Annotated in this window: 16 protein-coding genes; 9 read left to right on the top strand and 7 right to left on the bottom strand. The window is 64.0% G+C overall.

Going from position 1 to position 15575, the window contains the following annotated elements; translation table 11 throughout:
- Positions 1–189: 189 nt before the first annotated feature.
- The 3 genes from ABCW42_RS11910 to ABCW42_RS11900 are packed head-to-tail and all read right to left on the bottom strand — an operon-like array spanning position 190 to position 2919.
- Positions 190–1134 carry a COX15/CtaA family protein gene (locus ABCW42_RS11910; RefSeq protein WP_423181449.1) on the bottom strand — a complete coding sequence of 315 codons (945 nt, stop codon included), beginning with the start codon at positions 1132–1134 and terminating at the stop codon, positions 190–192.
- A gap of 46 nt (positions 1135–1180) precedes the next feature.
- Positions 1181–1957 (bottom strand): ABC transporter permease, encoded by a 777-nt coding sequence (locus ABCW42_RS11905; RefSeq protein WP_423181448.1) that lies wholly within the window; start codon positions 1955–1957, stop codon positions 1181–1183.
- A complete protein-coding gene (locus ABCW42_RS11900; RefSeq protein ID WP_423181447.1) occupies positions 1954–2919 on the bottom strand; it encodes an ABC transporter ATP-binding protein in 966 nt (321 codons plus the stop codon). The genes ABCW42_RS11905 and ABCW42_RS11900 overlap by 4 nt, the downstream gene beginning before the upstream one ends.
- 108 nt (positions 2920–3027) lie before the next feature.
- Between ABCW42_RS11900 and ABCW42_RS11895 the strand changes: the two genes are divergently transcribed.
- The 8 genes from ABCW42_RS11895 (at position 3028) to ABCW42_RS11860 (ending at position 11094) form a co-directional block, all read left to right on the top strand.
- Positions 3028–3840, top strand: coding sequence for a helix-turn-helix transcriptional regulator (locus ABCW42_RS11895; RefSeq protein ID WP_423181446.1), 813 nt, complete (start codon positions 3028–3030; stop codon positions 3838–3840).
- A gap of 11 nt (positions 3841–3851) precedes the next feature.
- Positions 3852–5327 carry a Fe-S cluster assembly protein SufB gene (gene sufB / locus ABCW42_RS11890; protein WP_423181445.1) on the top strand — a complete coding sequence of 492 codons (1476 nt, stop codon included), beginning with the start codon at positions 3852–3854 and terminating at the stop codon, positions 5325–5327.
- A gap of 2 nt (positions 5328–5329) precedes the next feature.
- Complete coding sequence (sufD, locus tag ABCW42_RS11885; RefSeq protein WP_423181444.1) at positions 5330–6643, top strand: Fe-S cluster assembly protein SufD; 1314 nt, start codon at positions 5330–5332, stop codon at positions 6641–6643.
- 25 nt (positions 6644–6668) lie between these two features.
- Positions 6669–7025: a non-heme iron oxygenase ferredoxin subunit gene (locus ABCW42_RS11880; RefSeq protein ID WP_423181443.1), complete on the top strand. Its 357-nt coding sequence runs from the start codon at positions 6669–6671 to the stop codon at positions 7023–7025.
- Positions 7026–7063: 38 nt separating this feature from the next.
- The gene (gene sufC / locus ABCW42_RS11875) at positions 7064–7858 is read left to right on the top strand and encodes a Fe-S cluster assembly ATPase SufC (protein WP_423181442.1); all 795 of its coding nucleotides are present in this window, start codon (positions 7064–7066) and stop codon (positions 7856–7858) included.
- A gap of 14 nt (positions 7859–7872) precedes the next feature.
- Positions 7873–8205 (top strand): metal-sulfur cluster assembly factor, encoded by a 333-nt coding sequence (locus tag ABCW42_RS11870; protein ID WP_133205929.1) that lies wholly within the window; start codon positions 7873–7875, stop codon positions 8203–8205.
- A gap of 239 nt (positions 8206–8444) precedes the next feature.
- On the top strand, positions 8445–9860 hold the full coding sequence (locus ABCW42_RS11865; protein ID WP_423181441.1) for a class I adenylate-forming enzyme family protein: 1416 nt from the start codon (positions 8445–8447) through the stop codon (positions 9858–9860).
- A gap of 4 nt (positions 9861–9864) precedes the next feature.
- Positions 9865–11094 carry a thiolase family protein gene (locus tag ABCW42_RS11860; RefSeq protein ID WP_423181440.1) on the top strand — a complete coding sequence of 410 codons (1230 nt, stop codon included), beginning with the start codon at positions 9865–9867 and terminating at the stop codon, positions 11092–11094.
- 1 nt (position 11095) lies between these two features.
- Here the strand turns inward: ABCW42_RS11860 and ABCW42_RS11855 are convergent, their stop codons facing one another.
- The 3 genes from ABCW42_RS11855 to ABCW42_RS11845 are packed head-to-tail and all read right to left on the bottom strand — an operon-like array spanning position 11096 to position 13139.
- Positions 11096–11731, bottom strand: coding sequence for an energy-coupling factor transporter transmembrane component T family protein (locus ABCW42_RS11855; RefSeq protein WP_423181439.1), 636 nt, complete (start codon positions 11729–11731; stop codon positions 11096–11098).
- Entirely contained in the window at positions 11728–12483 is a 756-nt protein-coding gene (locus ABCW42_RS11850) for an energy-coupling factor ABC transporter ATP-binding protein (protein ID WP_423181438.1), read from the bottom strand. The genes ABCW42_RS11855 and ABCW42_RS11850 overlap by 4 nt, the downstream gene beginning before the upstream one ends.
- 17 nt (positions 12484–12500) lie before the next feature.
- A complete protein-coding gene (locus ABCW42_RS11845) occupies positions 12501–13139 on the bottom strand; it encodes a biotin transporter BioY (RefSeq protein ID WP_423181437.1) in 639 nt (212 codons plus the stop codon).
- Positions 13140–13481: 342 nt separating this feature from the next.
- On the opposite strand from ABCW42_RS11845, the gene abc-f reads away from it, so the two are divergent.
- Positions 13482–15080 carry a ribosomal protection-like ABC-F family protein gene (gene abc-f, locus ABCW42_RS11840; protein WP_423181436.1) on the top strand — a complete coding sequence of 533 codons (1599 nt, stop codon included), beginning with the start codon at positions 13482–13484 and terminating at the stop codon, positions 15078–15080.
- Between the two features lie 29 nt (positions 15081–15109).
- Here the strand turns inward: abc-f and ABCW42_RS11835 are convergent, their stop codons facing one another.
- Entirely contained in the window at positions 15110–15553 is a 444-nt protein-coding gene (locus ABCW42_RS11835) for an SRPBCC domain-containing protein (protein ID WP_423181435.1), read from the bottom strand.
- Positions 15554–15575: the final 22 nt, after the last annotated feature.

Raw genomic sequence — 15575 nt, 5'->3', positions numbered from 1 at the left:
ATGGAGTGACTGCATAACGAAGAAGCCCTCGTCCACATGTTTCCATGTGGACGAGGGCTTCTTCGTTGGTCCGGGCGGTCCGCCCTGAACGGCCTGGACTCCCCTGAACTGCAAACTGTCCGGCCCGAAAAGGAGCGCCCGACGGCGGAAGCCGGCTTCCGTCGTCGGGCGCTTCAGGGCTTTGCGCGGTCAGCCCTTCGGGCTGAAACGAGCGACGTCGGCCGCGTTGGTTGCGGCGCCCATGAGCAAGGCGGCGCCCAGCATGTGCGCCCCGACGAGGAGTGCGGGAATGCCGTTGTAGTACTGGGTGAAGCCGATGACGGCCTGAAGTACGGTTACGGCAAGCAGCATCAGTGCGGCTGAACGGAACAAGCCTTTGATTCCTTTGCGGAATGCGATGTAGCAAGCGAACAAGGTTCCCGCGGTGATCAGGTATGCCGGAACGGCGTGAATGTGCGAGACGAGATCCCAGTCGAGGTCGTTGCGGGGTGCGTTGGCGTCGCCGGCGTGGGGTCCCGCACCCGTCACGATGACGCCGAGGCACACGGCGACCGCCGAGAAGAACGCCACGGCAGTCATGACGGGAGCAATGGCGCCCGGAATCGTTGGCAGTTGCCGCGTCATGAAGCGTCCGGTCCGGCCGTAGGCGCGATTGACGAGGAGCGTCGAGAACACGATGAGGGCCATGGAGACGAGGAAATGCAGCCCCACCACCCACGGGTTCAGGTTGGAGAGCACGGTAATGCCGCCGATGATCGCCTGTGCGGGAATGCTGGCGAGCAGGCCCAGAGCCAGGAGGAAAAGGTCGCGGCGCTCTTTACGGAGGTTCCAAAGGTAAACCAGGGTGAGCACCGAAATGGCGGCCAAAACGAAGGTGAGCGTCCTGTTCCCGAACTCGATGAAGCCGTGGATGCCCATCTCCGGGGTGTTGACGAGGGAACCGCTGGTACAGCGCGGCCACGTCGGGCAGCCGAGGCCGGAGGACGTCAGCCGGACGGCGCCGCCCGTCACCACGAGGACCGTCTGGCCAATGAGCGACAACATTGCCAGCCTGCGAACGGTGTTGTTGACTTCCGTCGGCAACTTGGCGGCGAGTTGCTGGAAGGTCTTTGGAAGGCGGAAAGCCGTGCTCACAGGTTTCTCAATTCTTGGTCTCGACTCGGGCTGGTGCGACGGGTTCTTAGTTCCATTTGAACCATCGGACGGCGGCGGCCCCCGGGACAATGGTCCACAGCAGCAATACCACCACGTAGGGCAACGAGACGGTGCCGTGGAGGAAAGCGTCGCGGAGCGATTGGCCCAAAGAGCCGGAGGGCAGGAAGTGCACGATGCTTTGGGCCAGCGCCGGCAGGCGTTCCGCCGGGACCACGATTCCACCGAGGGCACCAAGCAGGATCCACAGCAGGTTGGTGATGGCAAGGGTGGCTTCCGGCCGTACGGTGCCGGCTACCAGCAAGCCGAGCGCGGTGAAAGCTGCCGCCCCCAATACCAGGAGGCACAATCCGGGCAGCCAACCTTCGGGACGCGGATGCCAGCCAAGGAGGGCGGCAACGACGCTGACGATAACGACCTGGAGGACCAGCACCGCAAGGACGGCCAGGATCTTTCCGACAATGAGGCCCGTCCGTCCCAACGGCGTGGTCGAGAGGAAGCGCAGCACTCCGTAGCGGCGGTCGAAACCGGTGGCAATGCCTTGGCCCGTGAATGCGGTGGACATGGCGCACAATGCGAGGATGCCCGGCACGGCGATGTCCACGCGGCTGTTTCCCAGGCCGTCGAGCAACGGTGTGACAGTGAGCCCGACGAGCGCCAGGAGCGGCAGGATGATCGCGAGGATCAGCTGTTCGCCGTTCCGGATCATCGTGATGGTCTCGTAGCGGCCTTGGAGGAGGATCCGGCGAAACAGGGGAGCGGGGCCCGCGTGCTTGGTCTCGAGCACGGGCAATGGGCTGGTCATCGGATGTCCCTTCCGGAGATGTCCAGGAAAACGTCTTCGAGGCTGCGGGCTTCCAGGCGAAGCGACACCGGCATGATTCCCTTCGCTGCCCACCATGCCGTGAGATTTGCCAAGTGCTGTGGAGTCAGTGTTCCGGATACCGCGTAACTGCCCGCGCGGCTTTCGGTAACTCTCACTTCGCTGCCGAGGGCTCCGGCGATGTCGAGGCCAGCCGGTGCGTCGAAGTACAGCGTACGTTCCGTTATCCCGTCCATGGCGTCGTGGCCGTGACTGAGCAATTCGGCCACGGTGCCCTCGGCGACATTGCGTCCGGCGTCGATGATGTACACGTAGTCGGCGAGCCTCTGGGCGTCATCCATCAGGTGGGTGGTCAGGATGATGCCCATGCCGGCGTCGCGCAATTCGGCAATGAGCTCGAAGACGATCTGCCTGGACTGGGGGTCGAGGCCGGCGCTGGGCTCGTCCAGGAAGAGGACTTCCGGGTTTCCGATCAGGGCGGCTGCCAGTGAGAGCCGCTGTTTCTGTCCTCCGGACAGCCGGCGGACGCCGGTGCGGGCGAAGGTGTCGATGCCCAGGCGTTCGACGAGCGGTTCGAGGGGCAGCGGGTTTTCGTACATGCCGGAAATGTGGCGGAGAAGCGGTATTGGACGGGCCGACGGCGGCAAGCCTCCGTCCTGAAGCATCACGCCGACGCGGGAGCGCAGTCCGGCTCCGGCGGAGTCCGGGTCCTCGCCGAGGAGCCCGATATGGCCGCCGGTGCGCTTCTGCAGCCCTTGCGCGCACTCGAGCGTTGTTGTCTTGCCGGCTCCGTTGGCGCCCAGCAGGGCGGTAATCTGGCCGCGTTCGGCGAACAAGGACAGTCCGCCCACGACGCGGAGCATCTTGCCGTCAAGTGAAGCCAGCGGGCCGACGTCCTTGATGAGTCCTTCGATGGTGAGGACGGGGGATTCGGGGGATCGCACCAGAATATTCTACGTGAAGTAGTAGGGGTGGGTTTGGTGGGCAGGCAGGTCAGCCTTGCCTTACTGGATGGCGGGAGTAAATTACGACATGATTGTGTTGTGTATTCCATGAGGAGTTCTGTTTCTGTGCCCGCGGTGCGGCACGGTGCCGTCGAGCCCGTGCCTGGCGGTCATGCCGCCGGCGTAGCCGAGGCCGAAGACCGGACCCGCGACCGCGTGCTGAACGCGGTGTTGGAACACGGCCCGATCAGCGCTGCCGAACTTGGGGACATGCTTGGCTTCACGCCGGCAGCGGTCCGCCGCCACCTTGACCACTTGCAACGCGCGGGTGTCATCGAAGTAAAGCGGGTTGCCCGGGCCGGGGCGGGAGCGGGCCGCCCCGCGCGCAGGTACGTCCTGAGTTCGCAGGGTCAGTCCAAGCTCGGCGATGATTACCTCAACATCGCAAGTTCGGCTTTGCGCCGGCTTCGCGACCTCGCGGGCGAGGGCGCCGTCAAGGACTACGTGGTTGAGCGCTTCGCTGAAATGGAACAGCGCTACGCGCCCGAGATCGACCGCGCCGGATCCGATATTACAGCCCGTGCCATGGCATTGTCCGAGGCGCTGACAAGGGACGGCTACGTCGCTTCAGCAGCGTCGATCGCCGCCAAGGCGCCGCTGCCCGCATCGCTTTCGAGCGTGCAGTTGTGCCAGGGCCATTGCCCCATCCAGCAACTCGCTGCGGAATTCCCCGTTTTCTGCGACACCGAGACCGAGCTGTTTTCCCGCTTGGTCGGCGTCGACGTCCGCAGGCTCTCCACCCTTGCCCAGGGTGGACACGTCTGCACCACCCATATTCCAACGGGCAGGCCAGCGGCCAGGGAATCCCTCGGATTTCCCGGACGTCCGGCCGGTGCCCATGTCGAATCCAACAATCAGTAAGAAAGGCCGTGATGACGGGTCAATTAGCTGAAGGAACAGCAGAGAAAGCGCTGGCTGACGGTGCTGTGATCTCGGAGATTCTGGAGAAGAATCCCGAGCTGCACGGTATTGGCAACTATGAATACGGATGGGCTGACAAGAACGACGTCGGCGCCAACGCGCGTCGAGGTCTCGATGAAGAGGTTGTCCGCGATATTTCGGCGAAGAAGAGCGAGCCGGAATGGATGCTTGACCTGCGCCTCAAGGGCCTGAAGTACTTCGATCGCAAGCCGATGCCCACCTGGGGCGCCGACCTCTCCGGCATCGACTTCGACAACATCAAGTACTTCGTGCGGTCCACCGAGAAGCAGGCCGCGAGCTGGGAAGACCTTCCCGAGGACATCCGCAACACCTACGAGAAGCTGGGCATCCCGGAAGCGGAGCGCAGCCGCCTCGTCGCCGGCGTTGCGGCACAGTACGAGTCCGAGGTTGTTTACCACCAGATCCGCGAGGACCTGGAAAAGCAGGGCGTGATCTTCCTCGACACCGATACCGCCCTCAAGGAGCATCCTGAGGTCTTCCAGGAATACTTCGGCACCGTCATTCCTGTGGGCGACAACAAGTTCGCCTCGCTGAACACGGCCGTGTGGTCCGGCGGTTCCTTCGTGTATGTCCCCAAGGGCGTTCACGTCGAGATCCCCCTGCAGGCCTACTTCCGCATCAACACCGAGAACATGGGCCAGTTCGAGCGGACGCTGATCATTGCCGACGAGGACTCGTACGTCCACTACATCGAAGGCTGCACGGCTCCGATCTACACCTCGGACTCGCTCCACTCCGCAGTGGTGGAAATCATCGTGAAGAAGGGCGCCCGCGTCCGCTACACGACCATCCAGAACTGGTCCACCAACGTGTACAACCTGGTAACGAAGCGCGCCATTTGCGAAGAAGGCGGAACCATGGAGTGGATCGATGGCAACATCGGTTCCAAGGTCACCATGAAGTACCCGGCTGTCTACCTCGTGGGTGAGCACGCCAAGGGTGAAACCCTGTCCATCGCGTTCGCAGGCGAAGGCCAGCACCAGGACACCGGTTCCAAGATGGTCCACATCGCGCCGAACACCAAGAGCTCCATCATTTCCAAGTCCGTAGCTCGCGGCGGTGGCCGTGCAGCGTACCGCGGCCTGGTCCAGGTCCGCGAGGGTGCGAAGCACTCCGCCAACACCGTGCGTTGCGACGCCCTGCTGGTGGACACAATCTCCCGTTCGGACACGTACCCCTACATCGACATCCGCGAGGATGACGTGGTGATGGGCCACGAGGCCACCGTTTCCCGGGTGAGCGAGGAACAGCTGTTCTATCTGATGTCCCGCGGCATGCCCGAGGACGAAGCCATGGCAATGATCGTTCGCGGCTTCATCGAGCCGATTGCCCGCGAGCTGCCGATGGAATACGCCCTTGAACTCAACCGCCTGATTGAACTGCAGATGGAAGGATCCGTCGGTTAGCAATGACTGAAATCACTACTGAAAAGGCCCGCATCGGCGCGCCCTCGGCACAGCCATTTATCGACGGCTTCACCGAAGAAGGCGAGAACCTCTCGCCGATGAACACTGGCACGAGCCCGACGACGGCCGAACAGGCCCCGTCGTCGGGTCCCCTTGCCGGTGCCTCGGCCAAGAGCCACTCCCACGGTGGCGGCGTCGGTATTCCCGACAGCTCGCGTGCCGGCCGCCTCACGTCGTACAAGCTAGCCGACTTCAAGCCGCTCACCGGCTTGGAAGAGGATTGGCGCTTTACGCCGCTCAAGAGGCTCCGCGGCCTTCACTCGGAGGCGCTCTCCGGCGCCGCTCCGTCTGTCTCGGTTACCGCTCCGGAAGGCGTCGTCGTGGAAACGGTCGGCCGCGAAGACAAGCGCATCGGCCTTGCCGCGATTCCCGAGGACCGCGTTTCCGCCAACGCGTGGGAGCACTTCACTGATGCCACCGTCATCACCGTGAAGGCTGAACAGCAGCTCGACGGCGAAGTGTCCGTGTTGCTCACCGGAACTTCCGTGGAAGCAGCGGCCCAGCACATCGTGATCGTGGCCGAGCGTTTCTCCAAGTCTCGGATCGTCCTTGACCACCAGGGAACCGCGACGCTTTCGGAAAACGTCGAAATCTTGGTGGAAGACGGCGCCGAACTGACGGTTATCTCGCTTCAGGAATGGAACGACGACACCGTCCACGCTTCCTCGCAGCAGGCCAAGCTGGGCCGGGATTCCAAGTTCAAGCACATCGTGGTCAGCCTTGGCGGCGACCTCGTGCGCCTGACGCCGTCCACCCGCTTCACGGCACCCGGTGCCGAGGCCGAGATGTTCGGTCTGTATTTCGCGGACGCCGGCCAGCACCTCGAGCAGCGACTGTTTGTGGACCACGCGGTAGCAAACTGCAAGTCCAACGTCCTCTACAAGGGTGCGCTCCAGGGCCGCAACGCACACACGGTCTGGGTTGGCGACGTGCTGATCCGCAAGGAGGCAGAAGGCACTGACACCTACGAGGCCAACCGCAACCTGGTCCTCACTGACGGTGCACGCGCGGACTCTGTGCCGAACCTTGAAATCGAGACCGGCTTGATCGAAGGTGCCGGCCACGCCAGCGCCACCGGCCGCTTTGACGACGAGCACTTGTTCTACCTCATGGCGCGTGGAATCCCGGAAGACGTTGCCCGCCGCCTGGTGGTCCGCGGATTCCTCAACGAGATCATCCAGCAGATCAAGGTTCCGGCCCTCGAAGAGCGCCTGACGGAAGCTGTTGAGCGCGAACTCGCCGCGAGCGACAACTAATACGAGCCAGGCAGGGAAACGGACTATGAGCGAAAAGCCCCAGGGCGAACTGGTGTGCAATGCCAACGAGATCCAGGTCAAGCAAGCATTGCGCATCCTGATCGATGACTACCCCGTAGCCATCGTCAAGGACTCGATGGGTGGCATCCATGCCATCGGGGACACCTGCTCGCATGCGGACATTTCGCTCTCCGAGGGTGAAGTCGAAGGCTGCGCGATCGAATGCTGGGGGCACGGCTCCCAGTTCGATCTCCGCACCGGACAGCCCTTGCAGCTTCCTGCCTATGACCCCGTCCCCGTCTTTGCCGTCAGCCTCGACGGCGACGACGTCTATGTGGACGTGACCAACGTTGTGAACGGCGCCTCGGTACAAAACTACTGAGCGCCAAGTGCCTGAAGACTTACGAAAGAAAGAAGAGCATGTCAACTCTTGAGATCAAGGACCTGCACGTCAGCATCGAGACGGAGCAGGGAACCAAGGAGATCCTGAAAGGCGTCAGCCTGACCATCAAGACCGGTGAGACCCACGCGATCATGGGTCCCAACGGTTCGGGCAAGTCGACGCTGGCGTCCACCATTGCCGGCCACCCGCGCTACAACGTCACGAGCGGCAGCATCACGCTCGACGGCGAAGACGTGTTGGCCATGAGCGTGGACGAGCGCGCCCGTGCAGGTGTCTTCCTGGCCATGCAGTACCCGGTTGAAGTTCCGGGCGTCACCATGACCAACTTCCTGCGTACCGCGAAGACCGCGATCGACGGCGAAGCGCCGGCCCTCCGCACCTGGACCAAGGACGTCAAGGCCGCCATGCAGCAGTTGCGCATCGACGCCGATTTCGCACAGCGCAACGTCAACGAGGGCTTCTCCGGCGGTGAGAAGAAGCGAGTGGAAATCCTCCAGCTCGAACTCTTCAAGCCGAAGTTCGCGGTGCTCGACGAGACCGACTCCGGTTTGGACGTCGACGCCCTGAAGGTCGTCTCCGAAGGCGTCAACCGCGCCCACGCGACGGGAAACATGGGCACCCTGCTCATCACCCACTACACCCGGATCCTGCGCTACATCAAGCCGGACTTCGTCCACGTGTTCGTTGATGGCCAGGTCGTCGAAGAAGGCGGCCCGGAGCTGGCTGACCGCCTCGAAGAAGAAGGCTACGACCGTTACGCCAAGGGCGCCGGCGCAGCAAGCGTTGCTGCTGCCTCTGCAGCGCAGGCCTAGTTAGGACACCCGCCATGACCGAAATCAATGCGGCCCGCACCAACCTCGAGGATGTCGAGGAGGCGCTCAAGGATGTCATTGACCCCGAACTCGGTGTCAACGTGGTGGACCTTGGGTTGCTGTACGGTCTGAAGTACTCCGAGGAAGACGGCGCGCTGCTCATCGATATGACGCTGACCACAGCCGCTTGTCCGTTGACCGACGTGCTTGAAGAGCAGGTCGGCCAGGCCCTCGACGGCATCGTGGATGACTGGCGCCTCAACTGGGTATGGATGCCGCCATGGGGTCCCGAGCGGATCACCGAGGACGGACGCGACCAGATGCGGGCCCTCGGCTTCAACATCTGACGCATCAACCATCACGACGACGGCCGGTTGCCTTCCCGCGAAGGCGACCGGCCGTCGTCGTGCGTTAATCCGGGGAGTTTGTGTACAGCTGACACACCTTAAACCGGCCGTTGAGGGGCGTCAGCTGTACACAAACTCGAGTGGCGCCCACCGAATCCAGGCCCGTCAATGAAACCCGTGGTCCCACATTGTCCGTCATAGAGAGGCCGGGATGGTGGGCCGGGCGCTAAAATTCGGTGATGCCTTTCTTGGATAAACTTCAGCTTTGGGCCGATGAACGCCCCGACGACACCGCTGTCGTCGTCGGCGGCAAGCGGCTCACCTGGGCCGGGCTCCGGGATGCCGCGGTGTTGCGGCTGCCCGCCACTGGTTCGACGACGATCCTCGCCGAACACAACTCAGTGGAGTTCGTTGCGGCCTACACCGCGGCCGTCGCGGGCGGAAGAAGCTGCGCGGTACTCGATCCGTTGTGGCCCGAGGCGATGATCGATGACGTGTCGCAGAGGATCAACCAAACGGCCGTTTCCGGCCGGGAAGCCGGAGAGGACGGCCGAACAGGGGACTTGGCCGATGGCGCTCCAAGCAGCACGTTCCTCATCGGCCTGACGTCCGGAACCACGTCCATTCCCAAGGCCTTCACCCGTTCCCGGCGATCCTGGCAGGTTTCCTTTGAGGCCTCCATCGAGTTTTTCGGGTTTGGGCAGGAGGACAAGACGCTGGCGCCAGGGCCGCTGTCTGCCAGCTTGAACCTTTACGCACTGTCCGAATGCCTCTACGCCGGCGCGGCGTTCCACACCTTGGAGACGTTCGACGTCGGTGATGCTCATGCAGCCATCAGCCACGACGGCGTCACCCGCCTCGTCCTGGCCCCCACCATGTTGCGTCTCTTGAGTGAGCGGGGCCTCGTGGGAGGAGTGGATGCTTCGGGCGTGCGCAGCATCATCTGCGCCGGGTCGAAGCTGGATTCCCGCACGCTGGAAGCCGCCCGCCGTTGGGCGCCCAACGCCGCCATCTTCGAGTATTACGGCGCCTCCGAGCTCAGTTTCGTTTCCGGAACCCGCCTTGCCGCGGGGGAGCCGCTCGACGCCGGCGGGACTGGAATCGGCGGCCCGTTTCCCGGCGTCGAACTCAAGATCCTGGACGACGGCGGCTCGGAACTGCCGCCGGGAGTCCATGGGAACATCAGCGTACGCAGCGGAATGGTCAGCAACGGATACTTGTGGGGTGACGACGGCCAGGCGCTCCGCTGCTTCAATGGCTGGTTTACAGTCGGGGACCAAGGCTACCTGGATGGCGGGGTCCTGCACATCCTCGGGCGCCGATCGGACATGATCATCACCGCAGGCAAGAACGTTTATCCGCACGAGGTGGAGTTGGCGCTTGCGTCGATTCCCGGGGTCTCGGCGGCGGTGGCGGCCGGCATGATGGACGATGTGCGTGGCCAGAAAGTAGTGGCGGGCATTCTTCCCGCGTATGGTTCCGTGACGGCGATGCAGCTGAAGACCGGCCTGGACGGTTTGCTCGCGCGCGATAAGCGGCCACTGCAGTATTTCGCGTTGTCAGAGTTGCCGGTGACGGACCGTGGAAAAGTCAGCCGACAGATCTTCCTGGACTGGATCAAGAACAACGATTCACGGGCGAAACCCCTTGCCTAGCAGTTTGCCTCACGCCAGCGCGAGTGGCGGCCCGGGGGTGGATCCTGCCAGGCAGCCGGTCGTCATCGCCGCCCGGCGGACACCCGTGTGCCGGGCAAACGGACAGTTCAAGGCCCTGCGGGCGGAGGACCTCCTCGCACCGGTCCTGCGGGCGATCCTTGACGACGCAAGTGTGCCCGATTCGGACGTCGACGACGTCGTCATTGGAAACGCCGTGGGCGGTGGGGGAAACCTGGCCAGGTACGCGGCGTTGCAGGCGGGGCTTCCCGTCGATATTCCGGGACTCACTGTGGACCGGCAATGCGGCTCCGGCCTGGATGCGATCGCCTTGGCATCCCGACTGGTGGCCGCCGGGGGAAACGGCATCTACCTGGCCGGAGGCGTGGAAAGCATCAGCACCGCGCCATTGCGGGCGCGTCGAAACCCGGATCCCGACGGCGAGCCGCACTTCTACGCCCGGGCAAGCTTCGTTCCGCCGGAGTTCGGCGATCCGGACATGGGCGTCGCTGCCGAGAACGTGGCCCGGGAGTATGGAATCAGCCGCGAACGGCAGGACGAATTCGCGTTGCGAAGCCACAAGCGCGCGGTGGCCGCGAGGGGAGCCGGAACGTTCGTACCGGAAATCGTCCCCCTGGGTGCCGGGGCAGCTATGGTGCGGGAGGACGATGGCCCGCGCGCATCGCTGACTCCCCGGCTCATGGCGCGTTTTCCCGCGGCGTTCGTGCAGGCCGGCACCGTCACCGCGGCGAACTCATGCTTCGACGCGGACGCCGCTTCCGCCGTCGTGATCACGTCCTTGCAGCGGGCACGCGATTTGGGCGCCGAAGACGGCTTGCTGGTGCTGGGGTGCGATACCGCGGGTGTCCGCCCGGAGTTGCTGGGCATTGGCGCCTCCGTTGCGGCAAAACGGCTGCTTGCAGGACGCGGGCTCGGCGCCTCTGATCTCGACCTCATCGAATTCAATGAGGCATTTGCCGCGCAAGCCATTGCGTGCCTTGATGCCTTGGGCGTCGACTCCGAACTGGCCAACCTCGACGGCGGCGCGCTGGCCTTGGGGCACGGGTACGGGGCCTCAGGGGCCGTGTTGGTGACCCGGCTCCTGGCGCAAGCCCGCACGCTCGCGGAAGGACAAGCCGGTAAGGCGGCCACGGCGTTGGCGATGATCAGCATCGCCGGTGGAATGGGGACGGCGGCCCTCTTCCGCTACGCGCGACTGCAGGAATTGTGGCCGTAGCTCAATCGAGAGGGTAATCCTCTGCTTCGCCCAAACCGCGCGCGGCCAGGGCATCGCCCGTCTGGCGTGCATACGCCACCGTGGTGATGAATACCGGGAGAACCAAGGCGCGCGGATTGCGCTCGAGCCCGCGGGCACGTGCCGAGTCGCGGACATCGCTGAACGCCCCCGCAATGAACGGAATACTCCGCAGCATGATGGCGATGGTCAACGCGAAGCGCTCCGGATCCGCGCCAAAACGGCGGAAAGGCTTCGAAAGCGCCACCACGCCGTCAAGCAGCGCCTGGACAGGGGTGGTGGCAGTCAGGACCGACGCCGCAACAACGCAAACCAGCACGTTGAGGACAATCCTGGCCGCAACGGGTCCGCCGAGTTGCCACCACTGGAACGCTCCTACTGCCGCGAGGAGCGGCGTCACAAGCCAGACAGCGCGGATGAGCCGCCTGAAACCTGCACCGCTCAGCAGGAAAAGTGCACACATGATCGCCAGGACTACTGCCGAGACGAGCCAATCGACAATGAGGAAAGACGCTAGACCGCAGGCGGCAACCAGCAGGAACTTCAACCACAGCGGCGTGCGATGCACCACCGAGTCGCCGCGCACGTAGTGCGGGATCAAGACTCCGCGGCGCCTCATGGCGCCTGCATCTGGTTCCGTGGATGGTTTCGCGGAGCGGGAGCCTCGACCGCCGCCGAGCACAGCGCACGGTAATGTTCGACGGCGTCGGTCGCCCCGCCGTCGAACACGATCCTTCCGCCATCCACCACCAGGACCCGTTCCGCTTCCAGCGCGAGCTCGAGATCATGGGTGGACAGGATGATCTGCTGCTCCAAGTCCGCGAGCGTGCGCCGCAGTAGTTCGCGGTTGCGCAAGTCCAGGAGCGTTGACGGTTCGTCGAGGACCAGGACGGCCGGATTCACCGCTAGTACGGCAGCCAAGGCAAGCAGTTGGCGTTCGCCGCCGGAGAGTTCGTAGATGCTCTGGTCGGCCAGCGGCAGGAGACCGAACCGCTCAAGGACGGATTCCGCTCGGGTTGCGCGTTCCTTGCGGTTCTTGATGGAACGCCGAAGGGAAAGCTCGACGTCCTCCCGCCCGGTGGGCATGACCAATTGCGACAACGGGTCTGTAAACACGAATCCGACCTGGCTGCGGACCTTCCGTGCCTCGGCAACGGTGTCGGCTCCGTCCACCTTTACAGTGCCTTGGCTCGGAGGCACGAGGCCATTGAGCAAGCGGAGCAGGGTGGACTTCCCCGAGCCGTTGGCACCGATGACGGCGATGCGCTGCTCAGTGAGTTCCAGGGAGACGTCCTGGAGCAAGGCCTTGGGCGAAGAGTGCTCGTCCTCGTAGACGCTTACTGAGACGGCGTCGAGAATGATGGAACCCACGTGTTGCTTCTTCTGTTCTACTTCGAGGTTGTGTTGTTCGCGCGGCGAGCACGGCGGACCAGGATGTCCGGGAACGCTTTGTGGAGGGCAACGGCGATCACGGCAGCAAGGACATTCTTGATGGTATCGCCAGGGTAGTAGGGGAGGTCGGCGAGGAACGCTTTCGCGAAGTCGAACTTGCCGTTGACCATGAAGCCGACCACACCGAGCCCGTGAATGAGGACGATGCTGCAGAGCATCGCCGCGGCGAAGAGCAACACGGTGCGGTACTTGTTGGTCTTGCAGACGATGCGCGCCGCCAACCAGCCGGCCGCGGCAGCAGCCAGCGGGAAAGCGATGATGTATCCGGCGGACGGCGTCGCGAGGATACCGAGGCCGCTGCGGCCGCCGCTGAAGATCGGAAGGCCGGCGAAACCAAGGAGGGTGTAAAGCCCGACGGCGGCGAAGGCCCGCCCGCCGCCCAGGACGAGGCCGGTGAGCATGACGGCGAGGGTCTGGATGGTGATCGGGACGCCCAAAGCACCGACCGGGATTCCAGGAACAACGGCCGAGACGGCAACCAAGGCCGCGAATACGGCAATGAGGCCGATGTCGGTGGAGGTCCAGCGAATGCGTTGAGGGGATCGTTTCGCGGGTGCGGCTTCGGTACTGCTCATGGAGTCCTCTTTTTTGGGGGCGCGGGTGGTGGGTGGCCCGGGTAGGCCGGGGTGGTCACAGGGATATCCTGCATTTCGAGGTTACTGAGGAACCCGGAGGTGCTTTTTGTCGCGGTGCCACAATGCACGGCAAAGACCCTTGGGGCGGTCCCACAATTTCGGCGCGCGGAACGCGCCAAACGGGCCGGCCGTCGCTTGGATGTGCGGGCACCACAGGGCGGGTGACGCGAGTCGGCTGCCCTGCCAGTAGACTTAACCAGGCTGTTCTTGCGGCCCCTCCACCTTTGCAGCGCCGTGGATTCCGGCGCGGTGGGTGTTCCCCGTTGAAAGGCATTTTCCGAAGTGATTACCGTCCAGGAACTCGAACTGCGCGCCGGCGCCCGGCTGCTCATGGACCAGGTCAGCTTCCGGATAGACAAAGGGGACAAGATCGGGCTGGTCGGCCGGAACGGCGCGGGCAAGACCACCCTTACTCGCGTGCTCGCCGGCGAGGGACTTCCCGCCGCCGGCAAGGTGACCCGCAGTGGCGAAATCGGATACCTGCCCCAGGACCCGCGCACTCCGGATATGGAGCAGCTGGCGCGCGACCGGATTCTTTCTGCCCGCGGCCTTGACGTCGTGGTGGGCAAGCTGAAGCAAGCACAAGCGGACATGTCCAGCGAAGACCCTGCAATCCAGCGCAAGGCAATGAACCGCTACGACCGTTTGGAAGCCGAGTTCCTCGCCGGCGGCGGCTATGCTGCCGAAGCTGCGGCGGCGGCGATCTCCTACAATCTCGCCCTGCCGGACCGGCTCCTCAACCAGCCGCTCAAGACGCTTTCCGGTGGCCAGCGCCGACGCGTGGAGTTGGCCCGGATCCTGTACTCGGACGCGGAAACCCTGCTCCTGGACGAGCCCACCAACCACCTGGACGCTGACTCCATCTCGTGGCTTCGCGACTTCCTCAAGAGCCACCAAGGCGGCTTGATCGTGATCAGCCACGACGTCGAACTCCTCGAGGCCACGGTCAACAAGGTCTACCACCTGGACGCGAACCGAGCGCAGATCGACTTCTACAACATGGGATGGAAGCGGTACCTCCAGCAGCGTGAAACCGATGAACGCGCCCGCAAACGGGAACGGGCCAACGCCGAAAAGAAGGCCCAGGTGCTCATGGACCAGGCCAACAAGATGCGTGCGAAGGCCACAAAGGCAGTCGCCGCGCAGAACATGGCCAAGCGTGCCGAACGCCTGTTGGGCGGGCTGGAGGCCGTTCGCGAGCACGACCGCGTGGCCGCGCTGCGCTTCCCGGATCCCGCTCCCTGCGGCAAGACTCCGCTCACCGCGGAGGGCTTGAGCAAGTCCTACGGCTCGCTGGAAATCTTCACGGACGTGGACCTCGCCATCGACCGCGGATCCAAAGTGGTCATCCTTGGCCTCAACGGCGCGGGCAAGACGACTCTGCTGAGGATGCTCGCCGGCGTGGACAAGCCGGACACCGGGGATATCCTTCCCGGCCACGGACTCAAAGTGGGCTACTACGCCCAGGAACACGAAACCCTGGACCACGAACGCACCGTCCTGGAAAATATGCGCTCCTCCGCGCCTGACATGAAAGACGCTGAAGTCCGCGGGATCCTCGGTTCCTTCCTTTTCTCCGGTGACGACGTCGACAAGCCGGCGGGAGTGCTTTCCGGCGGCGAGAAGACGCGCCTGGCCCTCGCGACCATCGTGGCGTCAAGCGCAAACGTGCTCCTCCTTGACGAACCCACCAACAACCTCGACCCCGCCAGCCGCGCGGAGATCCTGGGCGCCCTGCGGAACTACTCCGGCGCCGTCGTGCTTGTTAGCCACGACGAAGGCGCCGTCGAAGCGCTCAACCCGGAACGGGTTGTGTTGCTCCCGGACGGCGTCGAGGACCATTGGAGCGCTGACTACCTCGACCTCATCACCCTCGCCTAAGTGGCCCTTGCCGGCTGTTGCTTCTCCGGCTACGGCATCTCCCACGGCGCATGGGGAAGCGGACGGCCGAGTTCTATGTAGCTCTTCAGGTTGGACAGGACCGCCGCCCATCCGTGGCTCGCGATGGCGAGTTGCTCGTCGTCGGCGATGTTCCGGTGGTGGACGGTGAGCCTGGCGACGCCGTCATGGGCCTCGATGGTGAACGTGACGACGTCGGGCTTCCCGAGGCCGGGATTGGCCGGATCCTCCCACGTATTCACGAGCCGGGTAGGCGGCGTGGCTTCCAGGATGGTTCCGACGACGTCAGCCGTTTCGGATCCGTCGGTGCGTTGGTGTTCCCAGCGGGAACCGGACTTCCAATCTGAAACATTCGCGTGTCCCCAGTACTCGGCGCTCTGTGCGGCGTCCGTCAGCGCCGTCCAGATCCGATCAGGGGTTCCTTCGATGTACGTGACGTACGTGAATTCAGCCATGGCACCCAGCCTAGCGGGAGCC

The organism is Arthrobacter sp. NyZ413 (genome assembly GCF_049390645.1).
In the GTDB taxonomy this organism is placed as follows: domain Bacteria; phylum Actinomycetota; class Actinomycetes; order Actinomycetales; family Micrococcaceae; genus Arthrobacter.
This window is presented reverse-complemented; position numbering and strand designations above follow the sequence as displayed.